Here is a 19,160-nt window from a genome sequence, read left to right as displayed (position 1 = left end):
ATGTGACGCCCTTTACGCTATTTCACCAAAATAAATCTGCTGTGCCACGCGAAAGGTATTGCAGTGTGCTTCGACCACATCGTCGATGTCTTCTGAATAGCCACCTCCCATCACAATGGCAACCGGTATATTGGCAGCTTTTGCTTGATGCAGCACGTACTCATCACGCGCCTTGCAACCTGCTTGCGTCAATCCAAGCTTGCCCAATTTGTCCGTAGCTAGTACGTCAACCGCCGACTGATAAAAAATCATATCTGGTGCAAAGTCCGCAATCAAATGCGGCAGTGTCTCTTCTAATATCTGTAGATATTCTGCATCACCCGTATCATTGTCCAGCTCGATATCTAGGTCTGATACTTGCTTACGAAATGGATAATTCTTGGCACCATGCATGCTAAAGACAAAGACGCGTGGCTCATCCGCCATGATACTAGCATTACCATTGCCTTGATGAACGTCTAAATCAATGATTAAAATCTTTTGTGCCTGTCCGCGATTTAACAATAGATTGCTGGCGATGCAGACATCATTGAACACGCAAAACCCTTCTCCGTGATCGGCAAACGAGTGATGGGTGCCACCTGCGACATTCATGGCCACGCCGTATTGCTGCGCATACAGCGCGCACTCATAAGTGGCATGCGCAATATAGCGACCACGCTCAACCAACTGCGGCGTCATCTCAAACCCGATGGCGCGCGCCGCCTTGCGCGGTAGTGTTTGGGTTTTTAGTTGATACCAGTACTCTGCGGTATGCGTGGTCAAAATCTCATCTTCACTCAGGCATTCAGGGGCAAAGAAGTTATCTTGGCTGATCGTTCCTTCTGCTAATAAGCGCTCAGGAATCATAATATATTTTTGCATGGGAAAGCGGTGCTTTTCTGGCACGGAATAGCGAAAGACGTCAGAGTAGGCAATTTTTAGCATAAGAATTCTAGCTTAGTATTTTTAGCATCATATTGATGGTGTGGTGGACGAGCGGGCTAAGGTCACGGTGAGAGCGAACGCTAGTCATCACTTTCTGGATAAACTGATTTATCAAAAAGCCGCATGAATAAAAATCGGCTTACTGAACAAACTGAGTCGGCAAGAAGAACGTGCGCGCATCCGATTGTTGACGTAGGTCTGCCAGTAACGACTGCATGTCTTCAGCGGGGTCTTGATTATTAATCAAATTACCAAACAGCTCGCCCGCGACTGTGGTCATTGATACCACGCTTTGTAATAAATGCTCAATAATATCGTTATCGATACCGACCGCTTCGACATCGATCGCATTTTTGTAGCGTATCTCGCCATCATTGACATCCATTTCTAGATTGCCAATCAGCATGTCGTAGTTGATTTGGGTGATGAGTAGCATCGCGGCGCTCTGATGACTCTCGGGTATCAAAAATGGCAAAATGCCATAAATGGCCAGCAGCTTATTTTGTTCTTGAACCCGAAACAGATATCCGAAGTTTAATTGCTTATGCCGCATTCTTAAGGATAAATGATGAGACTGTGGACGGTCATTGGTGCGGTCTTTGGCTTTGGGTCGATAATGCGTATAGTGCCATTGTTTATTATTAAAATACTGCTTTAAACAATCAACGATAGGCGTGTCACTATGGTCTTGTGCTTCAGTGCGTCGCGTGTCTGTATGTAGGTCAGACAGATCTGTTTGCGATTGCTCGCTATTATGACTGCTACTTTGCTCAGAATCGGTAGGTGTATTACGAATGAGATGACTGTCAGGCAGCTGAGTCGAGGGTTTTATAGCGTTATCAAATTCGCTATTAGTGGCATCAACAGATGAGGAGTGTACTGGTGTACTGATCCCATTATGATCAACCACTGACTGCGGTGCTGACGCAGTCAGAAATCGTTTTATTTTTTGCCATAAGCTGAGTTTGTTGCGTTGACTCATAATATTATGCTGACAAGTAAGGGTTATAAGTTAATTTTGATTGAGCGCTAGGCCTTCTTGGATACTCGGCTGCGTATAAAACGCTTCTAGCATCTCACGAATATGAGCGGTCAACCACGGCGTCTCAATCGAATCGTACACGATAGGCAGCAGAGCAGTAATACATTGTTTCATGGCCGCCTCGTCAATGTGCAAACTTGCGGCAATGGTCGCCATCGTGTCAGACTGATGATTGGCATACCAAGTGTCAATGCTCGCTGATACCAAGCTGTGTAGATAAGGTGACAGTCGCAGACGGTTATAGCTTTGCTGAATACTGGCTTCGATATGGTCGATACTGCTATTACCTGGCTCATCGCTCAGATACGTCTGCAGCTCGCTGATAGGCTGATCTTTGATACGATCCCAGCCCATGACCATCAGACGCGCTACTTCTTCATTAGACAGATGTGCTTGGGCATTGGCTTCGGCTTTGCGCGTCAAATCTTTGATATTGCGGTGCAAATAGGTTTGCAGTTTTTCATCAAGATTTCTGTTGGTAGCTTTTTCAAAAGAGCTACGCCCCAGTTTCATCAATTTACCAACGCCACCCGCCTTGTCTAGCGTACTTTCCATAAAGTCGTTGATAGCGTGATGGAGCGTTTGGGTCAATAAATCCGCAAAAGTTTCGTTGCCGACGAGGGTGTGAATCAGGATATTGCGCTGCTGCTCATGACTACCGATATAATTGGCAAGCGTCTTGACTTGGGTATCATCGACCAGCTCAGACAGCGGTACACTATCATTGACGGGATGATAAATAAGGGTGTGCAAAATATCGCGGATATCGGTGCGCATCACCTCAGTCATCGGCTGATTTAACAGCCAGTCTTTCAGCAAATGCTGTAAATGCTCACGGCTGATGTATTTGCTGAATGGCTGTGCACCAAACCATTGCCAAGCTTCCATCGCTAGTGGCTCAGCTTGCTCGTGCAGCCACTGCTGCATAAAACCAACTTGCGCATCGATCAAGCTGTCTATCGTGAAACGACGGGTTGATGGCTCTTTTAACAAGCTGGTGTCATTGGTCATGTTGTTTTGGCTATCTGTTAAAGTCTGCATAGATTTTGAGGTCATATATTTGAAGTTATAGTTTTTAGGTCAATAGTTTTCAGATTACAGTAATCGACAATTTGTTATACTGTGCGGTTGTGTCAGAGATAAGGTATTATGCCACGAACATTGTCTGTATTTGTGATGAATATTGACTGCCGCTTTATAAATAACCAGAGGTTATGATGACGGTTCTAGAGACGTCTATACTTGAACTTGCCGACTTGACGGTTCAACGCGGCGAGATACCGCTGTGCGAAGCGGTCAGCTTGCAGCTACCTGCCGGTAGCATTTGTCATCTGATTGGTGCCAATGGTACGGGGAAGACCACGCTATTGATGCAGCTGGCAGGGTTATTGCCTGTTATGACAGGCACGGTCTCATATCAAGGGCAGGCAGGTTTGCCCATTCAGCCTTTGTATGTCTCACACCAGTTAGGCATTCATCCAGATCTAACGGTAGCACAAAACCTGATATTTTTATTAAATTTATACGGTATCAGCCCAAGCGCTAGCGATATCGATGATGCGCTCACTTGGGTAGGGTTACAAGGATTTGAGACAATCAGTTCAAGTCATCTGTCCGCTGGGCAGACGCGGCGTATCACGCTGGCACGATTGTACTTACTTACCCCTGATGTGACACCGCTGTGGCTACTTGATGAGCCTTTTACGGCGCTAGATGTCGATATGGTGGCACGAATGGAGAGGCGGTTACACGACTTTGCTCATGCAGGCGGTGCAATATTGACGACCAGTCATCAGGCAGTGGGCGTGGCCAATCAAGTACTCGATTTGTCAGATTACATGGTATAAGTTTAATAGGCGCTCATACAATCGGTATAGGTGAAAGGACCAATAATGACAGACAGTCCGATGCAAACCCGCCCAATAGCTGCTGCGGATAATAAACCACGCGTTATCGCAACGATGCCGCGAGCGATTGGGTTTATGCAGCTGTGGCGCCGTGAATGGCAAGTGAAGCAGCAAGGGGCAGTACAATGGCTTTATCCATTGGTATTGTTCTTGGTCATTATTACGCTATTTCCACTCGCTGTGGGTAGCGAGCCTGCACTGTTGCAGCGTCTAGGTGTATCAGCGGTGTGGATTGCCGCATTGCTGTCACTGGTGATGGGTATCGATGGCTTGTTTAAGCCTGCACTTGATAATGGTACGCTTGCGCAATTGGTCGTTGCAAAGGCATCATTACCACTGTGGGTGCTGATTAGGTTGGTGATTCACTGGATATTTAGTAGTGGGATTGTGGCGGCACTCAGCTTACTTGCGGTGCCCTTATTTCAGCTTAGCTGGTTTGAGGCATGGATATTGATGGCATCTATTGTGACAGGCAGTCCAATGTTATTGATGCTATCGGCAGTGGCTAGTAGCTTGACATTGTCGCTAAAAAACGGCGCTGTGCTCGTGCCATTGATTGCTTTGCCGATGCAACTACCTGTATTGATATTTGCCACTGGAGCGGTTGATTTATTTGCGACTGGGCTTAATGGTTTGCCTATTTTGGCGTTATTACTGGCAGGGAGCATACTCTCCGTTTTAGTGATGCCATGGGTGATTGCCTTGACCCTAAAAATGTCATGGTTGAACTAAAACGCGGTCGTCCAAACCCATTGCATTAACATCATGGTGAAAACTGGCAATTTTGCTATAATAGCCCCTCAAATACGTAAACCGCGCATTGTAAATTTTATCCAGTGTTTAACGCCAGTCGGTACGCTGATTTAAGAGCCGCTGTATGCTCTGTCGGTTATCACCAGTAAGCTGTGTAATAGGTTCATTCCCATGCCCAATCTGAACAACGTCTCATCTCCTAGCTTGTGGCAGCGCATTTGGCAGGGCTTCTTGACCACTGTGGGTACCAAGCAGTTTTTTCGAATTTTTAGCCCTTGGGTTAAGTGGCTTGCGATATTGGCCAGTATCTTCTTGCTCATCGGTAGCGTGTGGGGTCTTGCTTTTGCACCGCCTGACTATCTTCAGGGTAATAGCTACCGTATTATTTTTATCCATGTGCCAGCTGCCAGTCTTGCCATCTCTATCTACTTCTCCCTTGCTGTATTGGGGGTGATTTATTTGGTCTGGAAAATCAAGACCGCCAACCTCGTTGCACAGGCGCTTGCCCCAATGGGGTTTTTGCTATGTGTGATCAGTCTGCTGACGGGGTCTATTTGGGCAAAGCCGACGTGGGGTACTTACTGGGTGTGGGATGCGCGTCTCACCTCCATGCTTATTTTGGCGTTTCTGTACGCTGGTGTGATGGCATTGTTTGCCGCATTTGAGCACACGGCCAATCGCGGCAAAGCGGCCGCTATTCTATCTATCGTGGGCGCGGTGAACTTACCTATTATCAAGTACTCCGTGCAATGGTGGAATACCTTGCACCAAGGCTCGACCTTTAGTCTGACAGCCGCACCAAAGATGTCAGCAGACATGTGGCTGCCACTGTTATTGATGATTATTGGCAGTTATTTATTGGTCGCGACCTTGGCAATTTATCGTACCAATACCTTAATTCTGTATCGTGATCAAGGCAAAGCATGGGTCAAAGAATACATTCGTGGTCAACAAAAATAACGACTAGGAACCTATTATGCAGCCTTATTTTTATAGCGTATCTGAGTTCATTGCCATGGGTAAGCATGGGGTGTTTGTGTGGTCGTGTTGGGCGATTACGGTCGGCGTGATGCTGGCTTTTGTTATTTATAGCCGTAGACAAAGGCAAGCTTTGATCAAGCAGCTGACTATCCAGCAAGCACGTCAGGCACAGCGCACGACCAAAACCACGACACCCGCAACCAAGCGCCTCGATTAAAGACTATGCCACCATCAAAATTTTGATTTATCAGATAACACTTATTTAAGGGTAAATGAGTGTTTTCATTTCATGCTTTTATCACTAAGCGATTACAGATTGATTTATCCAAAAAATGCTATCATATAGACATTAGAAGAGTACGATTAGAACGATGTTTTTAAAACGTTTTTCTAATGGTAGTTTCTTTAATATTTTCTATTTTATAGCGTGTGATAGCCTGTTTACGATAATGTATATAAGAGCGGCTAGAGTCTATAAAATAGTGACTCATCAATGAGGTAGTGGTATGAATGCAGTTCGTCGCAAAAAGCTGATGTGGGTTATGTTTACGCTTGCAGGGGCTGCGATAGCCGTGGTGTTGGTTCTTTATGCAATTGGGCAGCAGACTGATTACTACTTTGATGCAACTGCCATCGCTAAAGGTGAAGCGCCGCAAGACAAGCGTATCCGTGCCGGTGGTATGGTCGTCGCTGGCAGTGTGCAGCGTGCCGCAGACAACCCTTTAAATGTAGAGTTTGCGATTACTGATTTTCAATCGACAGTACCAGTGACTTATCAAGGTATCTTGCCAGATTTGTTTGCCGAAAATTCTGGCGTCGTCGCCACGGGTAAGATGCAGGGAGATACTTTTGTGGCTGGTGAAGTGTTGGCAAAGCATGATGAAAACTACATGCCGCCAGAGGTTGCCAAATCAATGAAAGAAAACAATCGTAATAGTGCCACTCCTTCTTCTGAGCAGTACAATCCTGCCCAAAAGATTCATGAGACCGACACGTTACAACAATAGAAACTATGAGTTTTCATACCATATAAAAAAGCCACCGATTATCGGTGGCTTTTTTAGTGGGCTATGTTTAGCTAATCAACTAATCGTTAATGCTATTAGTCATCCCAAACAGGGCTATAGTCAGGATGTGCAATCTTGCGACCATCTGAGCGTGCTAGCTTACCGATTTGTTCTAGCTCATCCGCACTCAGTTTTACATCAATCGCGTCTAAGTTGCCTTGCAAATGATCAGGGTTAGATGTTTTTGGAATCGCGACACGATGTTTGTCCGATAGAATCCATGCCAATGAAATCTGCGCTGGCGTGACGTTATGTGCTTCTGCAATGCCTTTAATGATATCGTTATCAAACACATCACCACGCGCGAGCGGTGAATAGGCTTCTAGCAAAATATGATGATTGCTCAAAAAAGTCTGCAATGTATTTTGCTTGATAAACGGATGAAATTCGACTTGGTTGACCACGATTGGCACATCTGCGTATTTTTCGGCTTCGATAATATTGGCGATATTAAAGTTAGACACACCGATATGACGCGTCAAGCCCTGTTTCTGTAGCTCACAAAGCGCAGGGATAGTCTCGGACAATGGCACACGATCATCAGGCCAATGGAGTAGCAACAGGTCGACATAATCTGTCCCCAAGTCTTCCAAAGAACGTTTCGCTGCTGCCGCCAGTTTTTCTGGCTCAAACTTCATATCATCAGGAAATATCTTAGTAGTCAAAAAGAACTTATCACGAGCCACACCTGACTGTCTGATACCTTCACCAACTTCTTTTTCGTTGCCATAAGCTTGAGCGGTATCGATATGCTCATAACCCATTTGCAACGCTTTTTTGACGACATCTACGCAGTCTTGTCCGGTAGATTGCCACGTACCCAAGCCTAAGATAGGGATATTTGCTTGTTCAGCGGTACGAATATTGTAGTTTTTAGCACTCATATTATTATCCTTGTTACTTATATCTTATAGTTATTCATTCATTTTAAATGTCAGCAATAGCGAGATTTAGCTAGTAAGCCACTATCAATTCATTAACAATTCGCTATCGAGCTTGTCCACTATAAGAAAAACGAAGGCTAAGGGGAAGGGGGAGTGACGGTTTCCTACAAAGTACAAACAGGCTGTAACGTGATTTTGAAGATGAGAGAGGTTTGTACTCGATATTCAAATTGCCTCAATTACCTTAAAACTGAGACCATAAAAAACGCCCATCACTTAGCGCGATGGGCGTCTCTATAATCACAATACCCTTATATTCAGGTATTCATCATTTACAGAAAGTCTTACTGAGCAGCTGCTACAGGCTCGGCAGTCTCAGCTTTAACAGCGGTATCCGTATGCGCGCCTTGATCACCGCCCCAGATTTTTGGATATTTGTAGCCAGGGAACGTCTCATGAGCATACTTTTTAAACGCTTCTGAGTTATAAGCATTGGTTACATCTTCAACCCATTTTTTACCAGTATCGGCAGATTTGATGGCTGACCAGTTCACATAAGAGAAGCTTGGCTCTTGGAATAGAGCTTCAGTCAATTCGATACCAGCGTCAGTGGCGTAGTTACCGTTGATCACAGCAAAGTCAACTTCATCACGGGCGCGTGGTAACTGAGCGGCTTCTAACTCAACGATTTCGATATCGTATTTGCTGTTATCAGCGATATCTGATTTTGATGCTGTCAATGGATCGATGTTGTCTTTTAATTTAATCCAACCAAGATCATTCATCATAACCAAAGCACGTGCAAAGTTACTAGGATCGTTTGGTGCAGAGACACTCATGCCTTTGAACGCCGCATCAAGACTGGTCTTTTTACCTGAGTAAATGCCAAGCGGGGCCGTTGGTACTTGGAATGCTTCTACTAGATCAAGATTGTTTTCTTTTTTGAAATTATCAAGATAAGGCTTGTGCTGGAAGATGTTGATGTCTAAGTCGCCTTCAGCCAATGCAAGGTTAGGACGGACATAATCGGTAAAGGCAATTAGCTCAACTTCGTACCCTTGGGCTTCAAGTGTGCCTTTTACTTGGTTACGTACCATATCAGCGAAATCGCCTTCGGTTGTACCGATGATGATTTTGGTATGGTCAGGATCGATATCGCTAGCGGCAGTTTCTGCAGTTGCGCCTTCGGTTACTGGCTCTTTGGTCGCTTCTGGTGCTGATGAATTGCTGCAACCTACCAAAACTAGGCCTGATACACCAACTGCGGCAAATGCAGTGGCTAACTGACGGCTGATATCTGTTAATTTCATGGAACTTCCTTATTAAGGGTGATGGAACGAAAATGTTTGACCAATAAAAAAGCAACATTAGGGATAGTAATGCTGCTAAGTTAACGGTTGGTTATTTGGTGTCAAAATTAAAGGGTCTCAGTAACAAAGTCAAGCATTTTACTTATGATGAATTGGCGCTAAGATCTACCTATTATTCATATCCTATTAGCAGCGGACTGCTTGCTATGCCATGATGTTCTTAGCGTTTGTCCAAACGGTTGGCGAGCCAATTACCAGAGGCTTGAATCGAGATGACCATGATCGATAGTACAATCACAATAAAAATCATGACCTCAGTTTGATAACGGTAATAGCCATAACGAATGGCCAAGTCACCTAGACCACCGCCGCCAATCATACCAGCGGCTGCCGAGTAAGAAAGCAAGCTAATACAGAGGATGGTCACAGACAACACCAGCCCTGAGCGTGCTTCGTTCAGCAGGACCTTGATAATCGTAAAAGGCCGTGCACCCATCGACTCAGTCGCTTCAATGATACCACGCGGTACTTCACGTAAGTTTTGCTCGACCAGACGGGCAAAATAAAACGAACCCGCGATAGCGAGTACTAATGATGCGGCAATAGGGCCAATACCTGTACCAACGATGGCCTTGGTAAACGGGCTCATGGCAATCATCAAAATGACAAAAGGGAAGGCACGCATAAAGTTGGTAATGCCACCAAGTACACCATATAGGGTCTTGTTCTGTAAAAACTGTCGGTCACTCGATAAAAATAAGAACACGCCAAACAGCCCGCCGATGATGATGGCTACTGTCGTTGAGATGCCAAGCATGATAAACGTATCAATAAAGGCGTTGATAATCTCTTTGCGCAAGACAAACAGTTTATCTATCGAGGCGGATAATCCACTATCAGTTAACATATTTATTTCTCCTGCCTCATTAGTCTTCTTGCACTAAGCCTTGGCCAATCGGGGTATTTGCCTGAATCAGACCATCTCTTACATCAGCAACTTCTAATAGTTGTCCTTGATGCAATAGTGCTGCACGATCACAAAGTCTACGAATAACGCTCATTTCATGGGTCACGATAACGATAGTCACGCCCAGTTTTTCATTGATGTCACGTAAACAGGTGAGTAAGCTGCGCGTGGTTGCAGGATCAAGCGCACTGGTTGGTTCGTCAGCCAGTAGCACTTTGGGACTTGGCGCAATGGCTCGCGCAATACCGACGCGCTGTTTTTGTCCCCCTGATAATTGGGCAGGGTAGTGACCAACGCGATCCGTTAAATCAACAATCTCTAAACACTCCATGACTCGCTTATGAATATCACGACTTGGATAGCCTGCGACTTTGAGATTAAAGGCAACGTTGTCAAAAACGGTCTGATTGGACATCAGATTGAATTGCTGAAAAATCATACCGATATTATGACGGGCAATACGTAGCTCACTGGCTGATAAAGTGGTCAAATCTGTACCGTCTATGACTACTTGTCCCGAATCTGGGCGCTCAAGCATATTGATGAGGCGCAGTAAGGTAGATTTACCCGCACCTGAATAACCCATCAGACCAAAGATTTCGCCTTGCTTAATCGCGAGCGACGTGGGTTCAACAGCTGTAAACCAATGCGGTTTGCCGTTTTTGTCTTTGATTGATCGGTCGCTTAAAAAACTTTTGGTCACATCGTTTAAGACAATCATGTCATTCATGGAGGGCTCAAGATTCAATAATTTTTTTGATGGTCATAAACGTGCTGTTAAGCGCTTACTGCTAGTGGTTAAACTGCGACCAATAGTCAGTGGCCTATTAAACACAACCGTCGATAACCCTATTATAAGGGGCGGTAATATAGCATATTATCCAGCACTTTGGATATGCACATACGTGAAGGGCTTATGATGAATCGTGATTAAGTGAGCGAGGCTTGCGCGGATAGATTAACAGTCACAGAGTATGACGGGTCTAATTTAAAAAATGCCGTGCTGTTAGTCTAAGGACTCATAAACTATTTACTATCATCTAGCGGGAAAAGCACCAAAAACCTTGCCTACGTTTTATCATAAGTGTCGCTGTAAGTATCGCTAGGCCCTATTCATGATAGTTGTAATGAGGGTCGTGTTTGACAGGTATGGTAACCAAAAATCGTGTATGACCGTTGAGCGTATCAGTGATAATACGTCCTTGATGGGCGGTGACAATTTGAGAAACCAAAGACAAACCCAAACCTGAGCCTTTATTCTTCTGCTGCAGGCGCACAAACGGACTAAATACTTCTTCGCGCTTACCCTCAGGAATGCCTGTACCTTCGTCAATCACTGCTAGTACAACATATTTTGGTAATGGTGGCGTGGCATCGTTTTTGGATTTTTTCATGTGCTTAGCAAATAAGCCTTCTTTGCGTGATGTACCTGAGCTGTCACCTTCTGTGGCATTGTTTTTACTAGTAGTATTGTCAGTCGTTGGTTTCGGCGTTTTTTGTGCCATATCGACTGTAGGGATAGGCATGTCCTGATTAACGGCAATGTCTGATGATTCTATCGCTACGCCATCAGTTTTTGAGGTAACTGTAACGTCAGGAACAACACGCCACATGACTTTTTTAATTTTGTCAGCGAGCTCACTGGTATAGTTTTGATAGTTGGCAAACAATGAAGCATCTTTTGCTTTATCTGTGAGCGTACTGTCCAATAGGCTGTGATTGCCTGTCGAGTGTTTGATATTATCTGAGTTTTTATTATTGCTGGTATCATGACCAGACAGAGGTACTGCTAATAAACCCTCATTTGACTCAGAATTACCAACATTATCTAAGCCAGTCTCAATATCCATATCCGTATTAAAAAGGATATTTTCGCCATTCTTGTAAATCGATGGCGCTAATAGCTCTTGATCAGCCGCTATTGATTCCGCTTTGTTTTGATCAGCCAGTGATTGAGATGTATGTGGTTCAGAGAGAGAGGCTAGATTTTTATTGGTATCGATGTCAGTTTGCTCATCATAGGAATCAAAATCCAAGCTGTTGTAATCAGCAAAGCTGCTAGATAGCACAGTCTGCAACAAATAGTCAGGGACAGTCCCTGCCTCATCAAGGGTTTGAATCCCATATAGCAAGACCGTCACAGGCGGTTTACCATGGAGCATCGCATTGGTGAGCAAGTTTCGAATGAGGTGGGTCAACATCGAGGACTGTCCATCTATAACGATGTGCTCCCCAATTAAAGTAGCCTCAGGATAATGTTGGCGCTCTTGATTGACGAGGTCATATAGATCTAGGGTTTCAACTTGCTGCAGCGCGTGACCTGCGTCCATACGGCTGACCAACAATATGCTCTCTACCAAATCATTGAGTCCTGACAGGTCTCGAGTGATGGCGTGCGCGCGTTTGTCGAACTTTGCCTTGGTATCAGAGGGTAACGCAGCAGCCAACATGTCCATCATCTCAATCTGCAAGCGAATACGAGTGATGGGCGTACGTAGCTCATGAGAGGCGTGAGCCAGCAGTAAATTATTGGCATCAACAAGGTGCTCAATCTTTTGGGCAGCTTGGTTAAACCCACGCGCGAGCGAGGCAATTTCGTCATTACCACGAGCATTGACTCGCACTGTGAAATCTCCATCACCCAACTGTGCCATCTGCTGACTCATTTGATCGATACGCCATGTCATCGTGCGAGCGATCAGCCATAAGACGCCTGCCATGATAACGAGTAATAGCAGCGTACCAGTAAACAGATTGAGCGCGGCAGAGAGTACTGGTTTTTTGGGCGTCAGACGAGATTCGTACAGCAAGGTATAACCGGTGCTGCTAGACACTTGAGCTTGTTTGGTCGGTGAGGTCTCTGCAAAAGAAGGGAAAACGCGTGAGAATAAAGAAGGGGTAGGCGGTAGGGCTAATGGTAAATCACTGTTGTCCGTTTGCATGAGCAACCGACCTTCGCTGTCATACAAGCCCATTTTTGCCTGTAGGGACTCATCAAAGATGTCAAAGCTTTTTTTGACAACAGCAAGCATAAACCGTGACTGTAACCGATTGTCTTTGCCAATAGAGATATTGAGCTCATGCAGAAATGGGTCAATTTGTCCCAAGATTTGTGTGGCGAGTATCTCTGATCGTATGCCTGCATCCTTGTCATGGACAAGTTGAGTCAGGAGCACCATGGCAACTGCAAACAAGATAAGTGCCAGCATGACACTGGCAAATAACTTGGCAAAAACGGAACGAAAACCCAATTGCTGCATTAAATAATCTCTATGACCCTATTATTGAATGCTGATATCGACGCATACAATTGGAGTTTACGTAGTTTTTATGCATTATTCCATCATTTAATACGGTTAGACTTGGTCAGTGGCAAACTGATAACCCACACCGCGTACTGTGATGATGCGTTTTGGTTGACGTGGGTTGTCTTCAATCAAAGCGCGCAGACGCGAAATATGGACATCGATAGCACGGTCAATATTGTCTGAGCTGTCGTCATTTGGCATTGCTTGCCATAATTGTTCGCGATTGAGCACTTTGCCAGAATGGGTAGCAAAATAATGCAATAGCTGAAATTGATGCGTCGTCAAGCGCACAGCCTCATCATCGATGGTGACCTCATGGCTATCAGGGAAGACGCTCAAACGCCCAAAAGTTAGGCTATCCGACTGACTGTCTGCTTGATTTGGCTGCTCATGACGACGGATTACAGCGCGAATACGCGCCAATAGCTCACGTGGTTCAAAAGGTTTAGAAATATAATCATCTGCACCCATCTCTAGACCGAGCACGCGATCGGTGGTATCACCTTTTGCTGTCAGCATGATAATCGGTACTTTATTGGTCATGTTGTTCTTGTTGCCACGAATTTTTTGGCACACTTGCATGCCATCCATGTCAGGCAGCATCAGGTCGAGAACGACCAAATCAATACCACGCTCTTTGGTATCTAGTAGTTCAAGACCTTCTTGACCCAGTCCTGCATGATGCACATCATAGTAGTTCATCGTGAGGTAATCACTGATCAACTCTGCCAAATCCGGATCATCTTCAATCAATAAAATTTGCTTACTCATGGGATACCCTCTAGTTGTTGTTATGGTTTGCTAAGGATAGAACGTGCCGTAATATCTAACTATCGGTAAATATACCGAAGAATTGGATGCTTTTAGCCATTAAATCCTTAAGCCTCTATGTTTTCAAATACGTTTTCAAACCTATAAAATATGAAACACGATTGGCTTATCAATAGGAACCGCTCGAAAAAACATAAATCGTTTAAAATACTCGGTTATTGTTATATATGATACCGCCATATTGCCTAATTACGCTGTTACAAAACAAGATAGGCTTTGTTAATGTTTCTACGCAATGTAACTGTCATTATCAATCGCTATGAGACGATGACTTTTTTACCTTTAGAATCAAGGGGTAAGTCAGCCAAGCAAATTAAGCTGTCATTGCTCACACCAGCGATTAAATATTGTTTCGTTGTAGGATCGTACTCGACTACTTCAATGGGTTGGCGTGTCAAAAGTTGATCTTGTCCTATAACCCACACATTTGCGGTAAGCGGACTTAGGGGCATATACGGCGGTGATTGTAATTCTGTCAAATCGACATCATGCAACGCGTGTTTAGGCACGATAGTACCCACCTCTATCTGACCATAATTGATTCGTCCTGTCACCTTCATATTGGGCTGTAATTTATCACGGCTCATCTCATTATCGATGACATTGACATAGACCAAAAGTTTTTTTGGCTGACGGGTGGCTGTCAGTTTGCTCACTTGTCCAGTGAACTGACCTGACAAGCCTTCGGTAGTAAAATTGACTGTCTGACCAACCGACAGTTGCGGCTTTGCTTGAATAGGAAGCGTCGCCATAAAATGCAATTTGGTTTCGTCACTCAGTTGCAGCAGTGTGGTACGAGGGTCTAGCTGGTCATCTTTTTTAACATATAGATTTTCGATACGGCCTGAGAAGCTGGCATGAACGGTGATCAAGTCAAATGAGGGGGAGGATTTTTTGGCATCGTCGATACTGCGAGCAGCATCAGCATCAGCTGTCTTTGGTTTTAATATGATTTTACTGTCAGCAGTCGTGTTTTTGGGAGCAGTGATGTCGCTATCAGGAGCAGCGTTTTGGTTGACACCAATCTTTTGCGGGCTATTAGATGTCACGTCATTACTGTCATTAGTCGCTAAATCTTTCTGAGTCGACGTTTTTACAGTCGCACTGTCATTGGTGGTTTTGTCCACTGCACTCAGTCGTTTGACAATAAATAGGGGCGTTCCTTTTTCTACCCATTGTTCTTTTTTGACCAGCACTTCTTCTACTTTAAGCGGATGTGCAGCAACAAAGCTGGTTTGTCTGATAGGTTCGATATGGCCTTGCAATCCAAGACTTGGCTGATAGCGGGTAGGCTTGATACTCAATATCTGTTCTGATGTCATCGTGACGCTCTCACTCGTAATGACAAGTGGCGTCTCTACGATGGCTTCGTTTTCGATGGTTGAGGGCACATCTTTAGGTGGTGATGGCTGACATGCTGTCAGCAGCAAAGCGATGAATACGCAGAGGCTTTTTCTTTTATTTATATAAGTTCTTATATATGTAGAAGCTGTCATCGCAGTCACCATTATAGTCATCGTTTTATTATATAGTGAATTGAGGTATGACGAAATGTTTATGCACTAGTGCTACAGTCAAGAGAGCTAAAAGCTGATATCAAATAATTGAAACAAACAGTGGTTTTTCCAATAAAGACAGTTATTTATGGTACTTACGAGTTTGAACATTAATTTACTAATAGCTGGAAAATAGACAATAACTGTGCTAAAACAACATAATGAAATACACCACTACATTTTTATTACAAAAGAAAATTATACAGCAAGGTATATATTGGTTCTATATAATGTAAAAACAATAAAAAATAGTATGCCATGCTCACGTTTAGTGCACTGAAAGCAATAGTCTTTGTTTGAATACGGCAAATATTGACCACCAATAAAGGGCATGAATAGCTACAGAGCGCGCACTTATTAAGCTGAATGATGGCAAAGTAGGGGTATAACTGATATTTGTGATTCGTTTGACAGCAATTGCTGATAAACAAGATATTCGCTGTCATAACACTTTATAATACAAACTCAACCGTTCGTATCGATCCAATAATAAGTGATGTCACAAACTAAGATGACTGTTAAAACTTTGTATTGACAGATAGTGTTACGAATAAATAGTCGTTAATAGGACAATGATAATGGAAAATAATTTTGCTGGTTTGAAAGTAATGATTATCGATGACTCAAAAACCATACGCCGTACTGCAGAAACCTTATTACAAAAAGCGGGTTGTGAGGTAGTCACTGCCATAGATGGTTTTGATGCGTTAGCAAAAATTGTCGATAATAACCCAGATATTATTTTCGTCGATATTATGATGCCACGTTTAGATGGTTATCAGACGTGTGCATTGATAAAGAATAACCCTGATTATGCTGGCAAACCAGTGATCATGTTGTCGTCAAAAGACGGTTTATTTGATAAAGCCCGTGGTCGTATTGTCGGGTCTGATGAGTACTTGACCAAGCCATTTAGTAAAGATGAGCTTTTTGATGCCATCAATCAGTACCGTTAGTCGAGTATATATAGCAATCTGTCGATTAATTCATACAATTGATGACGAGTTTTAACTAACGAATGTTAGGGAGCTCATCGTATCAGTCAGTTTTGAGATACTACTTTCAATTGTACTGTCCCAATAATATATGAATATATCCTTATGGATATCTGAAAACAAAGGAAATTTCTATGACTACTGTTTTAGTCATTGACGACTCGCCATCAGAAATGGCGAAATTTCGCGATATGCTTGCCAAGAATCATTTCAAAGTATTGGAAGCCACTAATGGTGAGCAAGGCTGCCAGATGGCGGTTGATCACTTGCCAGATGTTATCTTAATGGATGTGGTTATGCCTGAAATGAATGGTTTTCAGGCAACGCGAAAAATCACCCGAGGCAAAACCACCGCTCATATTCCAGTCATTATGATTAGTACTAAAAATCAAGAGACAGATAGAGTATGGGGCAAGCGTCAAGGTGCCAAAGAATACATGAACAAACCAGTTGATGAAAATAGATTGGTCAATATGATTCGTACAGTGATGGAGTAATTCGTGGCTTCTAGAGGGTTTATTGAGCTTCTGCGTTCAGCAGATTTGGCGCGCGCGCGCAAAGGCGGCCGCCGCGGTGGACAAGCGTTTGATTGGCAAGGCGTGGTGTTTGAGATCGGTGGACAACGACTGGTTGCGCCTATGGGTCAAGTATCAGAAGTCTTGAGCATGCCAGAATATACAAGCTTACCTCTAGTCAAGTCCTGGATGCTCGGTATTGCCAATATCCGAGGTCGTCTATTACCACTCACGGATTTGGCCGATTTTTTGCAGGTTCCGAGCCTAGTGCCACAAATGAGCCAACGCAAAGTGATTGTTGTTGAATATAACAATGTTTTGTCAGGATTGTTGGTTGATCAAGTGCTGGGTATCGAACAGTTCACTCGTGAACAATACCGTGCAGAGGCCATCGATTACGATTCGCCGTTTGCGCCTTACAATCATGGTAAATTTCTTAAAGCAGAACAAGAGTGGTATGTCTTTATGCCAAGCTTGCTCGCACAAGATATACAGTATGCAGATGCAGCAATATAATCATAGACAATAGAATATTTGTCTGCTGAGCAGTGACAGAATAATAGCGACTGATATAAAGCAGTGGCATGTCAGCATTTATACAGGCTTTGCTAATCATTGTTTCGATAACAATAAGATTGTCAAAGTCAGACACGATAAGACTTTGATGATGGTTTGAAAGGAATATGCAAGATGAGTGATGTTATAAGAAAACCTGTAAATGGCATGGCCAACACAGCGGCAGATAACAAAAATTCTGATAATACGTGGAAGCTATTATTGGGTTTTTTTGCCATATTGAGTGTGGCTTGTCTGATTTGGCTGATTAACTCGTTATCATCAGTGAGTCAGTATTTTGGCAACTTTAGCCAATCGGTTATTTTACCAGTTGCTATTTTTACCGTCAGTGCGTTGGGTATTTTGTTTGCCTCATACCGGTTGCTCAGACAACGTGATGGCTCAGAGCGCTTACTGATTGAAAAAGAAACCTTACGCCGCCGTCAAGAAGCCGAAGCAGAGTCTGAGCGTGCTCGTCAGATTCAAGAAGAAAACGAACGTAACCAGATCGCAATCTTACGTCTGCTTGATGAGTTGGGTGATTTGGCAGAAGGTGATTTGACGGTTAATGCGACCGTATCAGAGGACTTTACAGGGGCGATCGCTGACTCGGTAAACTTTGCAATTGACCAATTGCGCCAATTGGTACTAGTTATTAACAGCACGGCCAACCAAGTATCACAGTCCTCAGATCAGACTCAGATGAATGCGGTTGAGCTGGCTGAAGCATCTGAGCATCAAGCACAAGAAATTGCTGGTGTGTCAGCGGCGATCAATGAGATGACGATATCAATTGACCAAGTTTCAAACAATGCGTCAGAGTCTGCAACGGTTGCACAGCGTTCAGTTGCGATCTCTCATAATGGTGCTGAGGTTGTACAGCGTTCTATCGAAGGTATGAACGTGATTCGTGACCAGATTCAAGAAACCTCAAAACGTATTAAACGCTTGGGTGAGTCTTCGCAAGAAATTGGTGACATCGTCGGTTTGATTAACGATATTGCTGATCAGACCAACGTTTTGGCATTGAATGCTGCGATTCAGGCCTCTATGGCAGGTGAAGCAGGGCGAGGCTTTGCGGTTGTTGCTGATGAAGTTCAGCGTCTGGCTGAGCGTTCAGCGAACGCCACCAAACAGATTGAAACACTGGTAAAAACAATTCAGGCAGATACCAACGAAGCCGTCATGTCAATGGAATCAACGACTTCTGAGGTGGTACGCGGAGCCCGTCTAGCAAAAGATGCAGGGGAAGCACTAGAGGAAGTACAGAGTGTTTCTAACACTTTGGCAGACTTGATTCAAAACATCTCAAATGCAGCAATGCAGCAGGCTGAGTCTGCGGGTCATATCTCTCATACGATGAATATTATCCAAGATATTACCTCACAGACATCCTCTGGTACGATGGCAACCGCGCGTTCTATCGGTGAGCTGAGTGAGATGGCTGCAGCACTACAAGAATCAGTGACTGGTTTTAAAGTAACTAATGATGATGATATGTTGGCGCATGATATGCTAGCAGCTGAGAGTGCAATGTCAGCAAGTGTTTAATACAGACAGCA

Annotated in this window: 18 protein-coding genes and 1 pseudogene; 9 read left to right on the top strand and 10 right to left on the bottom strand. The window is 44.0% G+C overall.

The genetic code is table 11. The annotated features are described in order from the left end of the window. Positions 1-12: 12 nt before the first annotated feature. From I6E86_RS07095 to I6E86_RS07085, 3 genes are all read right to left on the bottom strand, one after another. Positions 13-927 (bottom strand): histone deacetylase, encoded by a 915-nt coding sequence (locus I6E86_RS07095; RefSeq protein WP_197176463.1) that lies wholly within the window; start codon positions 925-927, stop codon positions 13-15. A 139-nt stretch (positions 928-1,066) separates the two neighbouring features. After that, on the bottom strand, positions 1,067-1,909 hold the full coding sequence (locus I6E86_RS07090) for a YbjN domain-containing protein (RefSeq protein ID WP_197176462.1): 843 nt from the start codon (positions 1,907-1,909) through the stop codon (positions 1,067-1,069). A gap of 30 nt (positions 1,910-1,939) precedes the next feature. After that, positions 1,940-3,010 carry a hypothetical protein gene (locus I6E86_RS07085; RefSeq protein WP_227680575.1) on the bottom strand — a complete coding sequence of 357 codons (1,071 nt, stop codon included), beginning with the start codon at positions 3,008-3,010 and terminating at the stop codon, positions 1,940-1,942. A gap of 176 nt (positions 3,011-3,186) precedes the next feature. On the opposite strand from I6E86_RS07085, the gene ccmA reads away from it, so the two are divergent. The 5 genes from ccmA (at position 3,187) to ccmE (ending at position 6,617) form a co-directional block, all read left to right on the top strand. Beyond that, a complete protein-coding gene (ccmA, locus tag I6E86_RS07080; RefSeq protein WP_197176632.1) occupies positions 3,187-3,816 on the top strand; it encodes a heme ABC exporter ATP-binding protein CcmA in 630 nt (209 codons plus the stop codon). A 114-nt stretch (positions 3,817-3,930) separates the two neighbouring features. Then, a complete protein-coding gene (locus tag I6E86_RS07075; RefSeq protein WP_197176630.1) occupies positions 3,931-4,608 on the top strand; it encodes a heme exporter protein CcmB in 678 nt (225 codons plus the stop codon). Positions 4,609-4,800: 192 nt separating this feature from the next. Beyond that, positions 4,801-5,589, top strand: a complete 789-nt coding sequence (gene ccmC, locus I6E86_RS07070) for a heme ABC transporter permease CcmC (RefSeq protein WP_197176460.1) — start codon at positions 4,801-4,803, stop codon at positions 5,587-5,589. A 16-nt stretch (positions 5,590-5,605) separates the two neighbouring features. After that, complete coding sequence (gene ccmD / locus I6E86_RS07065) at positions 5,606-5,827, top strand: heme exporter protein CcmD (RefSeq protein ID WP_197176455.1); 222 nt, start codon at positions 5,606-5,608, stop codon at positions 5,825-5,827. 289 nt (positions 5,828-6,116) lie between these two features. Beyond that, positions 6,117-6,617, top strand: coding sequence for a cytochrome c maturation protein CcmE (gene ccmE / locus I6E86_RS07060; protein WP_197176454.1), 501 nt, complete (start codon positions 6,117-6,119; stop codon positions 6,615-6,617). Between the two features lie 95 nt (positions 6,618-6,712). On the opposite strand, the gene I6E86_RS07055 is transcribed toward ccmE, so the two are convergent. The 7 genes from I6E86_RS07055 to I6E86_RS07025 form a co-directional block, all read right to left on the bottom strand. After that, a complete protein-coding gene (locus I6E86_RS07055) occupies positions 6,713-7,561 on the bottom strand; it encodes an aldo/keto reductase (protein WP_197176453.1) in 849 nt (282 codons plus the stop codon). Positions 7,562-7,905: 344 nt separating this feature from the next. Beyond that, a complete protein-coding gene (locus tag I6E86_RS07050) occupies positions 7,906-8,871 on the bottom strand; it encodes a MetQ/NlpA family ABC transporter substrate-binding protein (protein WP_197176449.1) in 966 nt (321 codons plus the stop codon). Between the two features lie 220 nt (positions 8,872-9,091). After that, the gene (locus tag I6E86_RS07045) at positions 9,092-9,778 is read right to left on the bottom strand and encodes a methionine ABC transporter permease (protein ID WP_197176447.1); all 687 of its coding nucleotides are present in this window, start codon (positions 9,776-9,778) and stop codon (positions 9,092-9,094) included. Positions 9,779-9,797: 19 nt separating this feature from the next. Next, positions 9,798-10,568, bottom strand: coding sequence for a methionine ABC transporter ATP-binding protein (locus I6E86_RS07040; RefSeq protein ID WP_197176445.1), 771 nt, complete (start codon positions 10,566-10,568; stop codon positions 9,798-9,800). A gap of 379 nt (positions 10,569-10,947) precedes the next feature. After that, positions 10,948-13,098 carry a sensor histidine kinase gene (locus I6E86_RS07035; protein ID WP_197176443.1) on the bottom strand — a complete coding sequence of 717 codons (2,151 nt, stop codon included), beginning with the start codon at positions 13,096-13,098 and terminating at the stop codon, positions 10,948-10,950. Between the two features lie 96 nt (positions 13,099-13,194). Then, positions 13,195-13,917: a response regulator transcription factor gene (locus tag I6E86_RS07030; protein ID WP_194364609.1), complete on the bottom strand. Its 723-nt coding sequence runs from the start codon at positions 13,915-13,917 to the stop codon at positions 13,195-13,197. Positions 13,918-14,234: 317 nt separating this feature from the next. Continuing rightward, a complete protein-coding gene (locus I6E86_RS07025) occupies positions 14,235-15,473 on the bottom strand; it encodes an efflux RND transporter periplasmic adaptor subunit (protein ID WP_227680574.1) in 1,239 nt (412 codons plus the stop codon). Positions 15,474-16,111: 638 nt separating this feature from the next. Between I6E86_RS07025 and pilG the strand changes: the two genes are divergently transcribed. From pilG to I6E86_RS07005, 4 genes and pseudogenes are all read left to right on the top strand, one after another. Then, a complete protein-coding gene (gene pilG, locus I6E86_RS07020) occupies positions 16,112-16,489 on the top strand; it encodes a twitching motility response regulator PilG (protein WP_194364611.1) in 378 nt (125 codons plus the stop codon). A 173-nt stretch (positions 16,490-16,662) separates the two neighbouring features. Beyond that, positions 16,663-17,025 (top strand): response regulator, encoded by a 363-nt coding sequence (locus tag I6E86_RS07015; RefSeq protein WP_194364612.1) that lies wholly within the window; start codon positions 16,663-16,665, stop codon positions 17,023-17,025. 3 nt (positions 17,026-17,028) lie between these two features. Beyond that, on the top strand, positions 17,029-17,559 hold the full coding sequence (locus I6E86_RS07010) for a chemotaxis protein CheW (RefSeq protein ID WP_197176441.1): 531 nt from the start codon (positions 17,029-17,031) through the stop codon (positions 17,557-17,559). Between the two features lie 516 nt (positions 17,560-18,075). Then, positions 18,076-19,149: pseudogene (locus tag I6E86_RS07005) on the top strand (methyl-accepting chemotaxis protein); the annotation flags it as partial. Positions 19,150-19,160: the final 11 nt, after the last annotated feature.

The sequence above is a fragment of the Psychrobacter sp. SWN149 genome, assembly GCF_015864565.1.
In the GTDB taxonomy this organism is placed as follows: Bacteria; Pseudomonadota; Gammaproteobacteria; order Pseudomonadales; family Moraxellaceae; genus Psychrobacter.
Note: the sequence above shows the minus strand (reverse complement) of the source record. Positions and strands in the feature narration are given on the sequence as shown.

Bases quoted from the DNA above. Each gene is read 5' to 3' on its own strand.
- ccmE (WP_197176454.1), top strand. From the start codon at position 6,117: ATGAATGCAGTTCGTCGCAAAAAGCTGATGTGGGTTATGTTTACGCTT.
- ccmA (WP_197176632.1), top strand. From the start codon at position 3,187: ATGACGGTTCTAGAGACGTCTATACTTGAACTTGCCGACTTGACGGTT.
- I6E86_RS07095 (WP_197176463.1), bottom strand. From the start codon at position 927: ATGCTAAAAATTGCCTACTCTGACGTCTTTCGCTATTCCGTGCCAGAA.
- I6E86_RS07045 (WP_197176447.1), bottom strand. From the start codon at position 9,778: ATGTTAACTGATAGTGGATTATCCGCCTCGATAGATAAACTGTTTGTC.
- I6E86_RS07090 (WP_197176462.1), bottom strand. From the start codon at position 1,909: ATGAGTCAACGCAACAAACTCAGCTTATGGCAAAAAATAAAACGATTT.
- ccmC (WP_197176460.1), top strand. From the start codon at position 4,801: ATGCCCAATCTGAACAACGTCTCATCTCCTAGCTTGTGGCAGCGCATT.
- I6E86_RS07035 (WP_197176443.1), bottom strand. From the start codon at position 13,098: ATGCAGCAATTGGGTTTTCGTTCCGTTTTTGCCAAGTTATTTGCCAGT.
- I6E86_RS07025 (WP_227680574.1), bottom strand. From the start codon at position 15,473: ATGACAGCTTCTACATATATAAGAACTTATATAAATAAAAGAAAAAGC.
- I6E86_RS07085 (WP_227680575.1), bottom strand. From the start codon at position 3,010: ATGCAGACTTTAACAGATAGCCAAAACAACATGACCAATGACACCAGC.
- pilG (WP_194364611.1), top strand. From the start codon at position 16,112: ATGGAAAATAATTTTGCTGGTTTGAAAGTAATGATTATCGATGACTCA.
- I6E86_RS07030 (WP_194364609.1), bottom strand. From the start codon at position 13,917: ATGAGTAAGCAAATTTTATTGATTGAAGATGATCCGGATTTGGCAGAG.
- I6E86_RS07055 (WP_197176453.1), bottom strand. From the start codon at position 7,561: ATGAGTGCTAAAAACTACAATATTCGTACCGCTGAACAAGCAAATATC.
- I6E86_RS07075 (WP_197176630.1), top strand. From the start codon at position 3,931: ATGCCGCGAGCGATTGGGTTTATGCAGCTGTGGCGCCGTGAATGGCAA.
- I6E86_RS07050 (WP_197176449.1), bottom strand. From the start codon at position 8,871: ATGAAATTAACAGATATCAGCCGTCAGTTAGCCACTGCATTTGCCGCA.
- ccmD (WP_197176455.1), top strand. From the start codon at position 5,606: ATGCAGCCTTATTTTTATAGCGTATCTGAGTTCATTGCCATGGGTAAG.
- I6E86_RS07040 (WP_197176445.1), bottom strand. From the start codon at position 10,568: ATGAATGACATGATTGTCTTAAACGATGTGACCAAAAGTTTTTTAAGC.
- I6E86_RS07015 (WP_194364612.1), top strand. From the start codon at position 16,663: ATGACTACTGTTTTAGTCATTGACGACTCGCCATCAGAAATGGCGAAA.